20 protein-coding genes and 1 tRNA gene are annotated in these 17,680 nt (G+C 49.0%); 3 read left to right on the top strand and 18 right to left on the bottom strand.

What is annotated here, in order from left to right; all coding sequences use genetic code 11:
* Window positions 1-111 precede the first annotated feature (111 nt).
* On the top strand, window positions 112-666 hold the full coding sequence (locus AB1552_01130; protein ID MEW6052378.1) for a DUF4372 domain-containing protein: 555 nt from the start codon (window positions 112-114) through the stop codon (window positions 664-666).
* Entirely contained in the window at window positions 627-1,136 is a 510-nt protein-coding gene (locus tag AB1552_01125; protein MEW6052377.1) for a transposase, read from the top strand. The genes AB1552_01130 and AB1552_01125 overlap by 40 nt, the downstream gene beginning before the upstream one ends.
* Before the next feature lie 135 nt (window positions 1,137-1,271).
* On the opposite strand, the gene AB1552_01120 is transcribed toward AB1552_01125, so the two are convergent.
* From AB1552_01120 to AB1552_01110, 3 genes are all read right to left on the bottom strand, one after another.
* A tRNA-Sec gene (locus AB1552_01120) sits at window positions 1,272-1,369 on the bottom strand.
* Window positions 1,370-1,526: 157 nt separating this feature from the next.
* Complete coding sequence (locus AB1552_01115) at window positions 1,527-2,912, bottom strand: diguanylate cyclase (protein ID MEW6052376.1); 1,386 nt, start codon at window positions 2,910-2,912, stop codon at window positions 1,527-1,529.
* A gap of 112 nt (window positions 2,913-3,024) precedes the next feature.
* Window positions 3,025-3,849: a class I SAM-dependent methyltransferase gene (locus tag AB1552_01110; protein MEW6052375.1), complete on the bottom strand. Its 825-nt coding sequence runs from the start codon at window positions 3,847-3,849 to the stop codon at window positions 3,025-3,027.
* A 137-nt stretch (window positions 3,850-3,986) separates the two neighbouring features.
* On the opposite strand from AB1552_01110, the gene AB1552_01105 reads away from it, so the two are divergent.
* Window positions 3,987-4,328: an Mth938-like domain-containing protein gene (locus AB1552_01105; GenBank protein ID MEW6052374.1), complete on the top strand. Its 342-nt coding sequence runs from the start codon at window positions 3,987-3,989 to the stop codon at window positions 4,326-4,328.
* 28 nt (window positions 4,329-4,356) lie between these two features.
* On the opposite strand, the gene nfi is transcribed toward AB1552_01105, so the two are convergent.
* The 15 genes from nfi to AB1552_01030 all read right to left on the bottom strand — a co-directional run bounded on the left by nfi (window position 4,357) and on the right by AB1552_01030 (window position 17,641).
* On the bottom strand, window positions 4,357-5,022 hold the full coding sequence (gene nfi, locus AB1552_01100; protein ID MEW6052373.1) for a deoxyribonuclease V: 666 nt from the start codon (window positions 5,020-5,022) through the stop codon (window positions 4,357-4,359).
* A gap of 31 nt (window positions 5,023-5,053) precedes the next feature.
* On the bottom strand, window positions 5,054-5,884 hold the full coding sequence (locus AB1552_01095; protein ID MEW6052372.1) for a nitrilase-related carbon-nitrogen hydrolase: 831 nt from the start codon (window positions 5,882-5,884) through the stop codon (window positions 5,054-5,056).
* Between the two features lie 11 nt (window positions 5,885-5,895).
* Entirely contained in the window at window positions 5,896-6,210 is a 315-nt protein-coding gene (gene cutA, locus AB1552_01090) for a divalent-cation tolerance protein CutA (protein MEW6052371.1), read from the bottom strand.
* Window positions 6,211-6,226: 16 nt separating this feature from the next.
* Window positions 6,227-6,727, bottom strand: a complete 501-nt coding sequence (locus AB1552_01085; GenBank protein ID MEW6052370.1) for a methylated-DNA--[protein]-cysteine S-methyltransferase — start codon at window positions 6,725-6,727, stop codon at window positions 6,227-6,229.
* Entirely contained in the window at window positions 6,699-10,088 is a 3,390-nt protein-coding gene (locus AB1552_01080) for a diguanylate cyclase (protein ID MEW6052369.1), read from the bottom strand. The genes AB1552_01085 and AB1552_01080 overlap by 29 nt, the downstream gene beginning before the upstream one ends.
* Window positions 10,081-11,085 (bottom strand): HD domain-containing phosphohydrolase, encoded by a 1,005-nt coding sequence (locus tag AB1552_01075; GenBank protein ID MEW6052368.1) that lies wholly within the window; start codon window positions 11,083-11,085, stop codon window positions 10,081-10,083. The genes AB1552_01080 and AB1552_01075 overlap by 8 nt, the downstream gene beginning before the upstream one ends.
* A gap of 84 nt (window positions 11,086-11,169) precedes the next feature.
* Window positions 11,170-11,391 carry a DUF3553 domain-containing protein gene (locus AB1552_01070; GenBank protein MEW6052367.1) on the bottom strand — a complete coding sequence of 74 codons (222 nt, stop codon included), beginning with the start codon at window positions 11,389-11,391 and terminating at the stop codon, window positions 11,170-11,172.
* Window positions 11,392-11,422: 31 nt separating this feature from the next.
* The gene (locus AB1552_01065; protein ID MEW6052366.1) at window positions 11,423-12,244 is read right to left on the bottom strand and encodes an energy transducer TonB; all 822 of its coding nucleotides are present in this window, start codon (window positions 12,242-12,244) and stop codon (window positions 11,423-11,425) included.
* Window positions 12,241-13,335 carry an NAD(P)/FAD-dependent oxidoreductase gene (locus AB1552_01060; GenBank protein ID MEW6052365.1) on the bottom strand — a complete coding sequence of 365 codons (1,095 nt, stop codon included), beginning with the start codon at window positions 13,333-13,335 and terminating at the stop codon, window positions 12,241-12,243. The genes AB1552_01065 and AB1552_01060 overlap by 4 nt, the downstream gene beginning before the upstream one ends.
* Before the next feature lie 130 nt (window positions 13,336-13,465).
* Window positions 13,466-13,972: a Mov34/MPN/PAD-1 family protein gene (locus AB1552_01055; GenBank protein ID MEW6052364.1), complete on the bottom strand. Its 507-nt coding sequence runs from the start codon at window positions 13,970-13,972 to the stop codon at window positions 13,466-13,468.
* 11 nt (window positions 13,973-13,983) lie between these two features.
* Window positions 13,984-14,430, bottom strand: a complete 447-nt coding sequence (locus tag AB1552_01050; GenBank protein MEW6052363.1) for a universal stress protein — start codon at window positions 14,428-14,430, stop codon at window positions 13,984-13,986.
* Window positions 14,430-15,434 (bottom strand): HIT domain-containing protein, encoded by a 1,005-nt coding sequence (locus AB1552_01045; GenBank protein ID MEW6052362.1) that lies wholly within the window; start codon window positions 15,432-15,434, stop codon window positions 14,430-14,432. The genes AB1552_01050 and AB1552_01045 overlap by 1 nt, the downstream gene beginning before the upstream one ends.
* Window positions 15,427-16,191 carry a type III pantothenate kinase gene (locus tag AB1552_01040; protein ID MEW6052361.1) on the bottom strand — a complete coding sequence of 255 codons (765 nt, stop codon included), beginning with the start codon at window positions 16,189-16,191 and terminating at the stop codon, window positions 15,427-15,429. Before AB1552_01040 ends, AB1552_01045 begins: the two co-directional genes overlap by 8 nt.
* On the bottom strand, window positions 16,188-16,964 hold the full coding sequence (locus AB1552_01035; GenBank protein ID MEW6052360.1) for a biotin--[acetyl-CoA-carboxylase] ligase: 777 nt from the start codon (window positions 16,962-16,964) through the stop codon (window positions 16,188-16,190). The genes AB1552_01040 and AB1552_01035 overlap by 4 nt, the downstream gene beginning before the upstream one ends.
* Before the next feature lie 5 nt (window positions 16,965-16,969).
* Entirely contained in the window at window positions 16,970-17,641 is a 672-nt protein-coding gene (locus AB1552_01030; protein MEW6052359.1) for an MBL fold metallo-hydrolase, read from the bottom strand.
* Between the last annotated feature and the right edge of the window lie 39 nt (window positions 17,642-17,680).

Here is a 17,680-nt window from a genome sequence, read left to right as displayed (position 1 = left end):
AACCTGAACCCATTTCATCTGAGAAAGGCATTGGAAGATAAACTGAAAAAAATCTTCCTCTATGCTACAAAATCTCTCGCTGAGTCAGCGATCCTTCGGTAACATTTTATTATGAGGCAACAGGGATATCAATTTGACAAAGCAGTAGAACAGTACCATGGAGATCGATACGTGAAGACATTCACAACATGGCAACAATTTATGGCAATACTATATTCGCAGATCAAACAAAAAGATAGCCTTCGGGATATCGTAACAGGGTTATCAGCTCATGCTGCACGGTGGTATCATCTGGGCATAACCGGAATATACAAGAGCACACTCTGCGATGCAAATGCAAAAAGAGACTATCGGATATTTGAAGGGCTGTTTTATCATCTCTTGGCTCGTTGTAAGAACCTGACACCGAAGCATAAGTTTAGGTTCAAGAATCCGCTGTATACAATCGATGTATCAACCATAGATTTATGTTTATCAGTTTTTCCTTGGGCGAAGTTCAGGAGGACCAAAGGAGCGATTAAGCTGCATTGTCTCTATGACCACTCCGGAGCACTGCCGACGTTTATGACCGTTACTGACGGCAAGAGGCATGATGTTCGGGTAGCCAAAGACAATACTTTCCCCCTATTGCCGGACAGCATCCGGTTACCAGCAAAAAGGTCTTAAGTGATGAGCGTATTTGTCTTCAGGGAGTACTAACAAAATCTAAATATTCCAAAGACCTCAGGCTTATCAGGTACTATGATGAAGAGAGGCAAAAGATGCTGACGTTCCTTACGAACAATTTCAAGCTTGCTGCAACAACGATTGCCCAGGTTTATAAATCCCGTTGGCAGATTGAATTGTTTTTCAAATGGATTAAACAGAACCTGAAAATCAAGTCGTTTCTTGGAACCAGCAAGAACGCGGTGATGACTCAAATCTGGGCTGCCAAGTGCTATTATTTGCTTCTAACCTATATCAAGTACCAGACTAAGTACAGGTTTTCATTGCTCCAACTGAGTCGTGTTATTCGGGAAATGCTCTTTGAGAGGAAAGCTCTTATCGATATTCTCTCACTGAAGCCTGACAGATTGAAAATAAGTGAGGCAGTCCCTATACAAGGGGCTCTTTTTTTACCGGACAGTAATGATTGAATATTTCTAATGACTCTGTTTGAGTGAGAACGACGAAATAAGAATTAAATCTTATTTAATGTTTCTGTTGACGGTCTGTTGACGGTTTTTTAGGCCTATTTTTTTTAAATAAATCCTTTAAAATCAATGGGATAATGGCGGGAGCGTGTGGGAATCGAACCCACCCTGCCCGTTTGTAACAGGCAACACCGGATTTGAAGTCCGGGAGGGACACCAGAACCCTATGCACTCCCATGGAGAAAAGGTGAAAAATCGGGATGCCGCAAGTCTTTTAGACTATCATAAAATCCTTGCAGGAGTCAAAATCCCGGGGATATGCCTGCATGGAGCGGTTATCATGAGAGAAAGGTGACGCAGCAGCAGGAAGACACCCCGTGGAACGACCATTGATTATTGCTTTGAGGTCTCCACCCTGTTTCTGCCCTTTTGCTTTGCCTGATACATTGCATCATCGACACGTTGAATAAAGCTGTCCTCAGTATCATCACTGCGGAGCTGTGTTACTCCCAAACTGATTGTGACCCTGCCTACATGATCGAACTGGTGGGTTTCCGTGGCCTTCCGTATCCTCTCTGCGAGCACGTCAGCCCTTTTTATATCGGTATCCGGAGCGATAATCATAAACTCCTCGCCCCCCCATCGCACGAGGTAGTCTATTTCCCGCAGATTTGCTTTCACTATCTGCGTCAGTGTCTGGAGGACATAGTCGCCGACCGCATGTCCATGGGTATCATTCACCTTTTTGAAATGGTCGATGTCGAACATGATCATGGACAGGGGATGATTATACCGTTTTGTTCTCTCCAGTTCCCTCTGCATTACTTCATGAAATTTTGTCCTGTTGAATGTTTGGGTCAGCCTGTCTGTAGTTGCGATTCTTTCCAGATCTTTTTCCAGCTGTTTCCGTTTGGTAATGTCACGGATAATACCGGAATAGAACGTGCGCTCTCCTATTTTCCACATGGCAACGGAAAGCTCTATGGGAAAAGTGTTCCCGTCTTTTCTCAGGCCCTGCATCTCGGTGATTTTTCCGAAATATTTCGATTCACCTGTTGCATGTACACGTTCGATTCCCTTCAGATGTGCCTCACGGAATTGTTCGGGCATCAGTACGGTAAGCGGCATTTCGAGTATTTCTTCCTCGGGATAGCCAAAGATCCGTTCTGCACTTTTGTTCCAGAAGATGATTTTGCCGCTTCGGTCAGCCAGAATAAACGCATCGACTGCGGTTTGTGCCATGTTCCGGAACTTCTCTTCGCTTTCACGAAGGGCTTTTTCTGCCTGCTTGCGGTCTGATATGTTTTCGATCAGCCCGTCATACCTGACCAGACTGTTGTTGTCGTCATAGTAGGGCACCATCGTATCCCTGATCCAGACAAGGGTGCCGTCCCTCCGTATTATCCGGTGTTCGATAGGTGGGATTGACTGCCCCTGCAACACCTGCCTGATTGCTGTTTCGACCATACCCCTGTCGTCGGGGTGTATCATTGAGTGCCACAAAAAGGGATTTGCTGCATAATCTTCTGGGTAGTACCCTGTCACTGCAATGCATCCTATGCTGTGCCAGGTGGAGACGGCCCGCTTTTCTCTTATCTCAACTGAATAAATATAGGTGGTAACCGCATTGACGAGCTTTTTGTAGCGATCTTCGCTTTTTCTGAAGGCCTCTTCCATCTGCCGGCAACCGGCTGAGGATTCTTCAATTTCAGCGATCTGCCGGCGCAATCCGGTTATTTCTTCTTTCAGCTGCGCTTTTGTCTTATCCTCGTCCGTCATATCCCTGCTTCCCCGGTGAAAAGGCATGTCCCCTGACGCCTCTATGCAATATATACTCTATAGACATTGGGAATAACTGTCAACGCCTGCTTCTTGCGTGAAGGCGCATGTCCTATTCGGCAATACAGGTAAAAATCCGGTAATGCAGCAGGGCCTCGAACCCCTCAGGAGTGTTTCTGAAGATGTCTGCAAGGTTTTCAGAATGCGTGCGGAAGATTGTGCGGATCTCCGCGAGATGCTGTCTCCCGAGGTTGTAGCGTCGTGCGAGATCCCGAGACGTCAGTCGAAGGGGTGGCGCAGGAATCACAGACCGTATTTGCCATCCTGTTTTTTTCAGGCATGCGGCAAGGTATGTGCAGGTCGGGTACCATTTTTGTGAGTCCATACAGTCATAAAGACGGTTCAGACACCGGGCCTCCCTGCCGCGGGTGAGGCAGGCTGTCTGATGCACAAAAAACTCGCCGCGTTTCATCTGAGCGCGCAGATGACGCAATGCCGGCATCATCCCGTCACGGCCAAAGTAGTGCAGCGCAGAACGCATGATAAAAAGGAATCGCTTCTCAGCCCGCTCCGCATCTTCCCTTCGGAACTCATTGATAGATTTCCTCACTGTCACGATGCGATGTTCGCCTGTCATGTCGAGCTGCTTTTGTGAAATATCAAGATTTACCAGATGCAGCCCGGCTGCTGAACGGTGTTTCAGCAGTTCGCGGAGCATGAATCCTGTTCCACCACCGAGGTCAACAATGACCTCAGGCCCTGAGAGAACGATTGCCTGCTGCACGCTCTCCAGAAAGGGAGCCGCGACCGCGGGGTCGGAAAAATAGCCCCCGTGGAGTATCTCCCACTGCGGCCCATGAACCCCTGATTCCCTGCCGGTCTGGTCGTATTTTCTTTTCACGGTGTCAGTATTCCTGCTGGCAGAGTCTCTTTCCACTCTGCGCATCCCATGGTTTCTTTATTATAATAATAGTGCATGTGACGATATGCCTGATATCATGCACAAACAATAAAAAACAATGCATATCAACCGTTGCCTTATTCATCGTGGAGCAACATGAAGGGCGGTGTGAAGTGAAAATCGAGCATTACTCTTTTGGCAGGATGAGTATAGGTGGCACAACATATACTTCTGATCTGATCATCTATCCCGGCAGGGTTGATGCGTCGTGGTGGAGGAAGACCGGGCATATGCTTGAGGTTGCCGACCTGCAAGAGGTGCTTGCCGCACGACCGCAGGTTCTCCTGATCGGCACCGGTGCACACGGGCTGATGAAGGTACCGAAGGAAACACGCGACTACCTCGAGTCCCGGGATATCGAGGTGTTTGTGCAAAAGACTGACAAGGCTGCTGAGCTGTTTAACACCCTTCAGACGGATAAGACGGTGATCGCGGCATTTCACCTGACCTGCTGAGACTTTGTTCCGCATCAGAAGAGAATGCTCACCCGAATTTTTCTTTTTTCAGGAGCCTGGACAGGAGATCCGCCCTCCTGAGAGGTTCAGGAATTCTATATTTTATCGTGCATCCGAGCACGATCTTTACGGAATCCTTTATATCAATCCTGTGTCCGGGAGAGACAAAGACCGGCCGTGTGCGTTCTCTCGTTCTCAGGACGGCGCCTACGACATTTCCGTCATGGTACAGCGCAGACCACTGGCCTTTCTGGACCCCGGGTTCCTGATATGTACCGATCAGCCTCGACTTTGCGCATCCGATCGCAGGGATATCAAGGAGCACCCCTGCATGGGAAGCAAGGCCGAACCGTTCCGGATGCGCGATCCCCTGACCATCATAAAGGATTACGTCAGGAATAACCTTCAATTTCCTTATGGATGCAATGAGCGCAGGGCCTTCCCTGAATGACAGAAATCCCGGGATATAAGGGAACGCCACTTTCTGCACTGCAAATGTCTCCGCGACAGGAGAGAGCTCAGGATAGGTATAAAGGCAGGTGACCGCGACGATATTGTCTCCGTGAAACGCTGCGTCAACCCCTGCAACATATTCTGGCGGTACTGGAAGAGGGATGATATGTACGGTATCTCTGAGAGCGGCCTGAACTTTCTTTGCCGCTCTGACAGTTGCAGGGAAAAGGGGTGATTTCAACCCCGAAGCCTGAAAAAAGCCGGCACTTCCCTCAATCCCCTTTTTTCGGAGAGGCGGCGCGGGATATGCTGACTGAAACATACATCTCGGGTCGCCGGTCATCGAAAAGGTCGTTGAGAGGGTTTAATGCTTTATTCCTTGCAAGAGAGGGGTCTATATCTGCTGCCATCAGAATTTCCTGATCTGCCGGCGCCTTCGCCAGCACCTCCGCATTCGGGGACGCAATAATGCTCTGACCGATGTATTTCAGGGTGACCCCTTCTTTGCGCTGCTCTTCCCCGATCCTGTTGGCTGTTATCGCATACACTCTGTTTTCAAGGCATCTCACGGGCATGGAGTCCGGGCAATACGGCAGTACCAGGTTGGACGGATGGGCAATCACCTCGGCTCCCATCAGCGCAAGGGATCTCATTGATTCCGGGAAAAACCAATCAAAGCATATCATGACACCGATTCTGCCTGCCCTGGTATCCCACACCCGGAACCCCGTATCGCCCGGCTGAAAAAAGCGTTTTTCCTCGAAGAAAAGATGGGTCTTGCGATACACTCCCATAAACCCGTCCGGTCCGGTGAGCACCGCACTGTTAAAAAACGCATCGCCATGCCGCTCCGGGAGACCGGCAACAAGGTAACAGTTCTTTGAGTGCGACAATTCTGCGAGGAACTGCACGGTATGTCCTCCGGGTATCTTCTCGGAGAGCTCCGACACCTCGTCTTCCGCAATAAACTGGTACCCGGTTGCAAAAAACTCCGGCAGCACAAGGAGATCTGCATCCATATCGCTTACCGCTGAGAAGACCTTGCGCAGATTGTCATCCTTTTTGCCAAAAAGGGGATTAAACTGGAAAAAAGCGGCTTTCATCAGGGGTTCTTTCAGCCGGTCACTTCAGACAGCCATTTCAGATAAGCCGGTGAACCGCTGACGACCGGCATGGCAATGATCTCGGGAACCGAATAACTGTGGAGCTCTTTCACCTTTTTTGCAAGCCGCCTGAAAAGCTTTTTCTGTGTCTTTGCGATCATCAGTATTTCTTTATCATTCTCTATTTTGCCTTCCCAGCGGTACACGGACCGGATGTTGCTGATAATGTTAACGCATCCGGCAAGCCTTGCTTCAACCAATGCGTGTGCGATTTTTGTTGCTTGTTCTTCCTTTGCAGCAGTGATGAACACCACGATTTCATGCATGTTTTTTCCCTTTGCGCTAAACTTCCTTTGTGAGTTTAATATAGTATTCAATATCAAGCAGCCGCCTTTTTATGTCGGTGCCTGCTGAATAACCCCCGAGTGATCCATCGGATTCGATGACGCGGTGGCAGGGGAGTATGATGGGAAGCGGGTTTCTGCCGAGGGATTGCCCAACTGCCCTGAAGGCATTCGGCTTGCCTATCTGTTCGGCCAGCCATTTATAGGTTCTTGTCTCTCCGTAGGGGATCTCCCGGAGCGCCAGCCAGACGTTGCGGTCAAAATCCGAGCCTTTTGTAAGGGATATCTTCTGTGTGAAATTCTGCCTGCCGTGTGCAAAATATTCCCTGAGTTCCCTTATGATGGATGCGGGGGCATCGCTTCTGCGGAGCATTTCATTCGGTCTTCTGAATTCAATGCCCCTGAGGGTATTTTCTGTAAAGAGCAGATACAGTGTGCCAACAGGACTTTCAACCGCAACATAGAAGGACTCAGTACTGCTCGACTTCTTCCTTTTCATACTGTTCCTTGGAGTACACTTCTACCCTGTCTCCCCCTTTGTTGAACGCACGGGCCAGGGCTTTCTCAGCGCACAAGATAAATTCCTCTGTTGTCTGACCGTCAAGAAAGGTAAGGCCAATGCTGGCCGTGATATGTCCCTTTGGTTGTGAATTCTCATAGATGAAAGGATAATTCTTGATAATCGCATTGAACCTGTTGCTCATCGAGAGAGCTGATGAAATTACGGTATTCGGCAGTATGATCGCAAAAGAGTCTCCCCCGTAGCGGACGACCACATCCGATCCCCGTATGTTTTTCCGTATGAGGTCGGCAACCTTTTTCAGGGTGATATTGCCGTAGTATTCTCCATGACGTGCTACATACTGGCTGAATGAATCCAGATCGAGCAGCAGAAGGTTCAGGGGGATTTTATACCGTGTTGCCCTCTCGACTTCCTGCGCGAGCCTGATCTGAAAATACCGGTGGCTGAATACCCCTGTGAGGTCATCGATGAGCCCTGCCCGGCGGGGGTAAAGGATCTCAAGCTCCTTAATATGCCCGACCAGTTCCTTGGTATCAAACGCGTATTTCTGAACGATCCGTTCGATCTTTCCGACAAGAGACAGTCTGTCCTCGACCGAAATATCCCTTTCGGTGAGTATGAAGATCGGGATGTCCTTTGTCGACGGATTTTCCTTGATCTCCTTAATGACATCATAACTGAGCATGTCCGGAAGGGTGAAATTCAGCAGAATCGCTCCCGGCCTGAGCGCGGATGCGAGTTCTATCCCCCTTTTCCCGGTGGGAGCGGTATACATGAGAAAGCCCTGCGGTTCAAAAATCTCCTTCAGGGTGTTCGTCACCTCATCCTCTGATTCAATGATGAGAAGGGATACAGGCAGGACGCGTTTGCCTTTTGCAATGGTGATTTCCTCGAGTTTCGAGAGCATGGCTTCCTTATCAAGCGGTTTAAGGAGGTAGTCAGTTGCGCCAAGAGCAAAGGCAAGGTCTTTGTTGTCAACAATGGAGTGAATGATGACAGGAATATGCGATGTCGTCTGGTCGGTCTTCAGTTCCTGCAGCACTTCCCATCCGTCTTTTTTCGGGAGGAGGACGTCCAGTGTGATGGCAAACGGCTGGAGCTTTCTTGCCTTTTCCAGCGCTTCTTCACCGTTGAAGGCGTGGGCGACTTTATATCCTGATTGGGTCAGATGCAGGGTAAGGAGCTCTGAGGTGGACAGGTCATCCTCAACAATGAGAATGAGAGGCGCTTCGTCTTTCATCCACGGAAAATTCAGGCTGACTGCTTCCAGGTTCTCTGTTTCCGTTATTTCAGGCACAGGGGAGGTGACCGGAATCCAGAAAGAGAACATGCTTCCCTCTCCAAGGTTGCTCTCAACGGCGATTGCCCCTCCATGCAGCTCCACCAGCTTTTTCGTGAGGGCGAGACCGAGCCCTACCCCGCCGTATTTTTTTGCTAATGACGTGCTGGCCTGTTCGAACTCGTCAAATATCCTTTCCTTGTCTTCAGGGCCGATGCCGATGCCGGTATCCTGCACGGAAAACCTAATGAACTCAATGCCGGGTGCGGCACCTGCGTTCAGTTTGTCCGCAGATTCTTCCTTCATGACATCGATTTTCACCATGCCGCCTTCAGGCGTAAACTTTATTGCATTCGAGAGGAGGTTGTAAAGGATCTGCTTCAGTTTTACCCTGTCTGCCGTGAGCGTGCTGATACCTTCACCGATCGAGACAAAGATTTCGATGAACTTATCCTCTGCGAGTGATTTCATGACATTGATGACATCGCCGATGACTTCGTCGACGAGGAATGTTTCATAGACCATTTCATATTTGCCTGACTCTATTTTTGCGATGTCAAGGACATTATTGATCAGTTCGAGCAGATGTTTTCCGGAGGTATAGATGTTTTTTATGTACCGTTCCTGATTCTCCGTCAGATTCCCGAAAGTCCTGTCGAGCAGCACGTCTGAAAATCCAAGCACGGAATTCAGGGGCGTTCTCAGTTCGTGGCTCATGTTTGCGATGAACCTGCCTTTCAGCTGGTTCGCATATTCAAGCTCCCTGTTTGTCTTTTCCAGTTCTTCTGTTCTCTCAAGCACCTTTTTTTCGAGGTTCTGCTTCAGGTTTTCCAGCTCTCTGGACTTCTCTTTCAGTAGCTCCTTGAGGTCTTTTTCTTCCTTCAGGCTCCTGGATATAAAAATAAAGCCCGAAATCTTTCCTTTTGAGTCCTTCAGGGAGAGGGCGTTCAGCTTCACCTCGAGTGTACGGCCCCCGGACCCGAGGAGGGTGGCTTCCTGGTCGATGAGTTCAACCTGTTTTTCAAGCTTTTCCCTGATTTCCTTCAGGAGGGTTTCTTTCAGCAGGAGGCTGATATCCCTGCCTTTCAGGTACTGCTCGGAATACCCGAGAAGTGCAGTTGCCCTGTCGTTGAACACGGTGATAATGCCTGAAGGATCTGTCATGATGACCATGTCGTTTGAGGCTTCCATCAGATTGAATGACTCAAGCTTGGAATCTTCTGCCTGTCTTGCCAGTGCAATCCTGTCGATGCAGACGCTCATGATGCCGGCCATGAGATTCAGGGATGCCTTCTGTCGCTCGGAAAACTGCCTCGGCTTGAAATCATCAATATAAAAGATTCCGATAACCTGATCCCGCAATAGCACGGGACAGGCAAGCAGCGCTCTGATCTTCTCAGTGAGAAGCGCAGGATTGTTTCTGGTATAATCGACCTTCAGGGTGTCGCTGATCGCCATAATCTCCCTGTTCTGGATAATGATATCGGTCAGTCCGCCGGGGATTACGCTCCACGATGTATTTTCTGTGAACCGCTTGCTCAACCCCTTTGAGACCACAAAGTTCATTTCGTGATTTTCAATCAGGGCAAGACTGCCGGCAGGCGATTCGGTCAGTTCGAGCGCCTTGTCAAGGATGAGTTCGAATAATTCGCTGGCCGGGGATGTTACGGGAATCTTTGACAGAAGGGCTGAGACGGTCTTCTGGTTTTCGATAGCCTTGAACGCTTCGAGCTTTGCACGCTTCTGCTTCTCGATGATTTCCCAGAGGAGCCTGGCGCCGACTCCTTCTATCACCTCAATTCTGTTGCCGGACAGTGTTCTGATCTCATTGCTGATTTTTGTGTCTCCGGCAACATTGATGACCATTTCCGGGTGTGCATTGCAAAGTAACTGAATTTCCTCGAAGACCGGAATATTCCATTTTCTGGCGAGTATTACACCGGGTGAGTCAAGTTTCTTTTCATAGAGACCGATGAGATCGGTGCTCGTATCTCCCCTGAGAAGGGAAATCAGTGCGCTGGCTCCGATATTTCCGCCTGCAATTGCTAATTTAAGCATCTATCCTGTAATCCTTCGCTGAGAGACGGTACATCATGTCAAGAAAATACCCGAGAAGCTCAGAGTCCCACTGGCCGGAGTATCGCTCTGCGCTCATTATCTCGAGGGTTTCCTTCACGGATCTGCGATCCCGATATGGACGTACCGATACCATCGCATCAAAGGAATCGACAATCGAGAGTATCCTTGCCATGACCGGAATGTCATGGCCGGCAAGCCTGTCAGGAAATCCTGTGCCATCCCAGCGCTCATGGTGGTACCGGATGGCAGGGAGTATCCTTCTCATTGAGACGAGAGGACGGCAGATATCTTCACCAAGCAGGGCATGGGTCTTGATCATTTCGACCTCTTCTTTTGTGAGGGGGCCGGGCTTGCGGAGCAGAGACTGACTCAGGCAGATTTTTCCTATATCGTGAAGGATTCCGGCTTTTTTCATTTCCGCCTTGTCCTCCTGGGAAAGCCCCAGAAAGGATAAGAACTCCACCGACAGCTTGCTGACCCGTGTTGAATGCCCTTTTGTATATGGATCTCTTGCTTCCATTGCCACTGCCATGGTCAGGATGATGTTTTCTGAGTGGTCAAGTTCTTCCTGAAGGGTCTTGAGTTTCAGGAGAGATTTGATTTTGAGCAGCAGTTCTGATGTATCAAAAGGCTTGCTGATGAAATCGTCAGCGCCGCATTCAAGGCCCTTTATTCTGCTGGTTCTGTCCGAGAGCGCGGTCAGGAGGATAACAGGGAAAAAGTGTTTGCCTGATATGTCCTTGATTCTGGTGCAGAGTTCGAAGCCGTCGATACCCGGCATCATCACATCGAGCACCGCGAGATCAACGGGCTGTTTCCTGAAAATATTAATCGCTTCAGTTGCTCCCAGAGCGCTGTAAACTCTGAATCCCTCTTTGAGAAAAATCGCCTCCATCAGCTCGAGATTCGATTCCATATCATCCACGACTAAAATGGCAGGTGTCTCTCTCTCAATAAGACACGTGTAAGGGCCCATGTTAAAAATTAAACCATCAAGAGATTATTTTGTCAAGAAAATTCTTTTATTATGTAGTGTTACAGAACAAACTTAACCTAAATCTTAAATTTCGCAGACTCTCAGGCCGGAATAATAGCAGCAGCATTCGTTGTTCAGGTCGTTAATAAAGGATCTTTCAACACCGTCTTCAAACAGTACTCTCACAAGGCAGAAGCCGCCCGGAAGCGTTGAATGACGTTCTTCTATGACTTCTCCATCGCCCCATGTGCTGTAGCGGGTATGCCTGACGACATCCCCGACTTTCAAATACAGTCTCGGTCTCATTGTAGAGTTCAAAAAGGTTCAAAGCAAAGCGCTATCGTATGTAGTAACCGTATATAGTATAAATAAAGTGGCCTTCTATTGTATATGCGTCCATGCCCCATTCTGCCGGCAGCGGCCAATATGGAGCTCCGTCCCTCAACGCCTTAATTGCGGCATCGTCAAGGTTTTTGTGGCCAGACGTCCTTGTAATCTCAACCGCCCCAAGCTGTCCGTTTTTCCTGATCGTAAAGCGGATCCTGAGGTCTCCGTAAATTCCTCGCGCTGCGGCATCGGGAGGGTATATCCAGATGCTCTCGATGCGTTCTTTCAGTCGCCTGTTATAGATCAGGAACTTATATTCCTTGGTATCGAATGTAATAGCCGTGTCCCTGATTTCTTTTTCCTGCAGTTTTTCGGTTTCTCTCTTTGCAATGTCGCCGATTATTTTTTTGTCAAAGAGCTTTTCCCTCACAGATGGTTCCCCGGGATACGGTTTCAGGGATGAAGGAGGACGTTCCCTGCCGTCTCCGCGCTGTTCCGGTGAAGGAGGGGGCGAAGGAATATGAGGGGAAGGGGGACGGGAGGGAACGGTGTCCCTGTCTCCGGGTATGATGCCACGTTCTTGTTTTGAAGGCGCGGGCTTCATGACCGGGGAATGTGTCCCCGGCGCTCCCGGAGAGGGTTTGATTCCGGGCCGAGGTCCGGGCATCGGGACAGTCTGTGGCGTACGCAGGAGTTCTTCGGGAGAAATGATTTTTGCAAAGAAATCTTCTCCCTTTTTCTGTTTCTGTTCAGCCGGCATGAGGACGAGAATTGCAGCAAGAACAAGGAGATGCACCGCAAATGAATAAATGAAGAATCGTCTCAGGCTCAACGCAGGAATTTTCCGAAAAATTTCATATACCCCGGAATGCTATCAGTACTGCTGCTGTGTCTGACCCAGAGTCTGAGAGATGCCTCCCGGATCTCTTCTCTGCGGTGCAAGGCAACCAGCCTCTCCGCAGATTCATCGTCCCGGAGAAAGTAGTTTCTGAGTTTTTCCATAAGTCTGAAGCGTTTTTGAAAGCTGTTTGTCCATATCCTCCTGTAATTATCCGCCTTTTTCTCAAGGACAGCCTGCGCGGCGAATTGACCTGCCTTCATTGCATAATAGATCCCTTCATAGGTAAGTGGCATCACCTGTCCTGCGGAATCACCGGTGAAGAAAATCTTTTCTTTATTATAAAGATCACCCTTCCAAATGGGTATCCTGTATATTTTTCTTCTGCGTTTGCCCGTGACAATCCCCTTCCTTTCCTTGAACTTTTCGAAATACAGACTGATTTTTCCCGGTTCAAAGCAGCCGGTTCCGAATGATATCCCGCCGTCTGCGGGAAATACCCAGGAATACGCAAGCGGTGCATGGGATGCACCAAACCAGAATTCGCAGCAGTCGGTGTGTTGTCCTGCAATATGCTCCGATGCGGTAAAAAAGGACCGGGCGGGTTTTATCCCGAGCACTGTCCTTACCCTTGAGTTAACCCCGTCTGCAGCAATCACGAATTCAGATGCAATTGCCGTTGCCGAACCAGCAATATTTGCCGTAATCTCATGCCTCCTGCCGTTTATGATGCCGCAGAATTCCCCCTCCATGACCCGTGCGCCGCTTGCTTCAGCCTGTTTTCGCATCGCTGCATCAAACTCCTGCCTTTCGACAATCGCCAGACGACTTCCTTTCAGGTCAAGATCAATCTGTGCGCCTTGAGGCGAAACAATGCGGAAAGACTGAACTACTCTTTTTATCGCAGTTTTCGGGATCCCGAGTTCGTCGAACGCGGTGAGGGATATGCCTCCGCCGCATGGTTTGCGGAAAGACATATTTTTTTCGAGCAGCAGAACGTCTACTCCATGTTCTGCAAGGCACCGCGCAGCCATTGCTCCTGCCGGGCCTCCTCCGATAACGAGAACTTTCGTGCTCAGCTTCATTTTCGTATATATGAGAGAGTACTAATCACCACCTGCTGGATCTGGTATTACATAATACAGAGAGAAGAGACCCGGTGAAATGCTCGTTGCCTTCACCGTCTCTCCTGTCCCTGAATCATATTGTGTACATTTAGAATCCTGGAGGGAACGGGCAATGAATCTTCGCACGTTTTACCGCAGTTTCGCCATTCAGAAAATGCGCGGATATTTTGAAGAAGAATCTGCTTACTGTACCGGATATCGTACCGTCTCTGTTTTCACCCCATGACATGGTCTTCTCATTATTGTTGATCGCAACTATGAGATACACACAATTGGGCATCATGCCCCTGATGTCTTCCTCGCTCGGTATGGGAAGGCCTTTCGTCGGACCGAACTGTGTGTGAGAGTGAAAATCCCCTATTTTCTGCAGTTTATTGAACCGGGCGAGAATCGGTTCTATCTTCCTGTGGTTCTTGTTGGTATATTCGACCCCCTTGTGTTTTCTGTGTGCGGTCTGGACACTGAAGGCATGTTCAACTATGAACCTGTCCTCAAGTTTGTAGCCCAAAAGAAAACCAAAACATTCTTTCCTGTACACCTCTGCAGAGCTGAGAAGCAGATCCAGAAACGCGTTCTCCGAGAGGTATACCCGCATGCCCTGCGTTCCTAGTACATCGGGAGCCTGACGGTAAGTACAGGGCAGGGTGCGAACCGTACAACCTGCGCTGCGGTGCTTCCGAAAAGAATCCTGTCGATCCCTTTTCTCCCGTGTGTGGCAATAACAATAAGGTCGATTTTGTTTTTGTTGGCATAGTTCACGATTTCTTCATGAGGGACACCCATAATGACGCTGCGCTCCAGGTTTTTCACTCCGCTGAGCTCTTCAACACCGAACCTCTCAAGTTCTTTTTTTGCACCCTCTTCAATTTCCTTGTACATCTGGTCAACAGATATGTGCGGCACATACCACCCTGAGGCCTTTGCAATGTCATAGATTACGTGGATAATATGGAGCTTTGCTCCGTAACGGTTTGCCATGTCCACAGCATACTTCAGTGCCTGAGATGCTCCATCAGAAAAATCGGTCGGAAAAAGAATACTTTTGATTTCCATTATTCAACCTCCCTAAGATATTTTGCTGCATTTTCCGGTGATGTGGGAAGGATACAAAATCCTGAACCCCATTCAAACCCGCTTGTCCTTAAAAGCCGAGGTATTATTTCCAGGTGCCAGTGAAAATCCTCACCAAGCGTATGCCAGTGGTTTCTCCTCGGAACCATATTCGGGGCAGTATGAATGAAATAGTTATAGGGTGGTTCATTAAGGACTTTCCGGAGTTTTTTCAGCACAGACATCAGCATCAGGCCCATATCCTCTATTTCATCATACGAAATCTCATGAAATGCACAACAGTGTCTTTTTGGAATTATCCATGATTCAAAAGGGAATTGGGCTGCGTAAGGACAAAAGGCCAAAAAATTCCTCGTTTCGAGGATTATCCTCTCGCCGACCCTCAATTCTTCACTAATTATATCACAGAAGATGCATCTTTCTTTATAGGCAAAGTACTGTTTTGCATTGTCCAGTTCATCCTTGACTGTCTTGGGTATCACAGGGGTTGCCATGAGGTTTGAAAGAGGATGCGAAAAGACCTCGCCTGCCTCTTTTCCCGCATCCTTGTATATCAATATATACCTCAGGCGGGAGTCTTTTTCGAGGTCAGCCACACGGTCCCGGTAGAGGGTAATCACCCGTATCATCTGCTCAAGCCCCATGTCTTCGGGTCTTACAGTATGTTCAGGAGATTCGACGAGGATTTCGTTCGCCCCGATGCTGTTCATTTTGTCATAGATGCCGACCCCTTTGCGGCCGAGGTCCCCTTCTACCTGAAAAATCGGTTTGAAACTCGGAAGTGCCCGGACCCACCATCCGCCGGTGCCGGTTTTTCTTACGGAAACTATTTCCGGAGGTGTCTCGGATTCCCGACCGGAGCAGAGAACACAGTTGCTTTCATCAGCTTTTTCGGGGACAGCAGCGGTATAGTAAGAGGGGTGTCTGGATTCCGAGGTAACTGCAACCCATCGTCCGAGCAGGATATCTTTTCTCAGCTCATGCATCCGTGTTTTTCCTGTAAATGATATGAAGGCCCTCGAGTGTAAGGAAAGGCAGGAGAACATGCGTCCTTGTGAGAAAACCTGACATCATTTCACCATACCCTCCTGTCACGACTGTCTTCAGACGGCAGCCGGCTTCTTTTTCAGTTTCCTTCAGAATTCTTTCCACAGCGCCCGCGGTCCCAAAGATCAACCCTGCCTGAATGCATTCTGCGGTAGAAGTGCCGAGAGCGGATACCGGTGGCCGAACCGGCACCTCGAACAGTTGCGACGCTCCTCTGGCCAAAGACTCGTTCATCAGCCGGATTCCCGGCATGATGGCTCCGCCAGTATAATTCCCATCTCTATCGACAATGCTTATTGTTGTGGCAGTGCCACAGTCGACCACTGCAACAGCATCTCGGGAAAATTCGTATGCTGCTGCAGCATTTGCTATTCTGTCTGCGCCCAGTTCACCGGGATTCGGGATCCTGAATGCAAGGCCGGTTTTTAATGCGTGACTGACTGTGAGTGGCTTACGGGAGGAAATCCCGGCGAAAACCCTCATGAATACCTTTGTATGGCCCGGCACGACAGAAGATATTATAATCCCTTCGGCTTTTTTTTCCACATGTTTTTCTGCGATAAACTGATTCACCAGTGCCGTGTATTCTGCAGGAGGCAGCAGCGGAAAGGTATCAAACTTCCTGACGAACAGCGCTGATGAAGTGAAAATACCTAAATTTATCGAAGAGTTGCCTATGTCAATGGCGAGTATCATCTGAGTATCGTGATATCACCGGAGCTTATCTTCCTTGTCCGGCCGGAAGGAAGACGGATAATGAGCCTTCCCTCGTCGTCAACGGAGTCCGCTAATCCGGTATATGCCTCCTTGCCAACAATCGCAGTGACATGTCTCCCTAACGTGGAGGTGAGGCGCTGCCATTCGTGAAGGAGGATTTCTCTCTTTTTTCCTTTGAGTTCTGTATACCATCTGTCCATTTCATTCAGGATCTCCGCAATAATCCTTTCTCTGGGAAAGATGCGGCCGGTTTCAATCTTGACTGAAGTTGCCGTATGAAGAAGATCTGCCGGAAATGCATCAATATCCATATTTACGTTGAGGCCGATCCCGATTACCGCAACAAGTATCCTCTGACGTTCGATTTTTGTCTCAGTGAGAATCCCTCCCAGTTTCCTTTCAGATACCACCAGATCGTTCGGCCATTTGATCCTTATCTCAAGTCCTGAGGTTCTTCTCAGAGCATGTACACCGGCCACGGCAGCCATAAAGGTGAGGAGGGCAGCATCCCTTGAGGTGAGTGCAGGCTTCAGGATAACGCTCAGATATACATTTACCCCCGGGGGTGACAACCAGATTCTGCCGAGACGGCCTTTCCCCTTTTCCTGGCTGTCAGCAAGCACCACAGTGCCGTCAGTGACTTTTTCGGCGATATCCAGGGCGAGTGCATTTGTGGAGCCGACCTTTTCGAAATAGAGTATCTCTTTTCCTACGCTCCCCTTAATTCCTTCACGTATATCAGCCGGTTGCACCGGTATTATTCTTCTTTCAGGATCACAACCTCGATTTTTCCCTTCAGTCCTTCAGCGAACGCGTGCGCGTCTTTCTGTGAGCCGACTATCGAACCGAAATGCATGGGTATCGCAATCTTTGGTTTGATATCAAGGGCAGCCTTCACTGCTTCTGCTGCGGTCATCACATACGTGCCTGATATAGGCAGCAGGGCAATATCGACCTTGAAGTTCTTCATCTCGGGGATATAGTCTGTATCGCCTGCAATGTATATCCGACGGCCTTTCACGGTAAAAATATATCCTACCCAGTTGTTTTCCTTCGGATGGAACTTCTTATCGGTATTATAGGAAGGCACTACCTTAATATCGACGCCGGCAACCGTGAGCGCATCTCCTGGTTTGACAGTCTTTACCGTACCTGTCAGTTTTTTTGCGCAGTCGGCCGTGGCAACGATGACGGTTTCCGGCCCCTGGAGCATCTTCACATCATCGGGAGAACAATGGTCGAAATGCTCGTGGGTAATCAGGATGATATCTGCAGTATCCTTTTTCTTTATCTTGAAGGGATCCGTATAAATGACCTTTTCTCCGACAATTTTAAACGTATCATGTCCGAGCCAGTGAATATCCTCTACCATGGTGCATACCCCCTTTTCCCTCTGCCGTGACACACGGACAGACGCATTGTTTCTCATACAAAACCCTCGGGAAATGCTGCGATTCAGTTCCTCCGC

The organism is Nitrospirota bacterium (assembly GCA_040754395.1).
Classification (GTDB): domain Bacteria; phylum Nitrospirota; class Thermodesulfovibrionia; order Thermodesulfovibrionales; family SM23-35; genus JBFMCL01.
The sequence above is the reverse complement of the archived record's forward strand: the minus strand, read 5'-3'. Positions and strand labels throughout refer to the sequence as shown.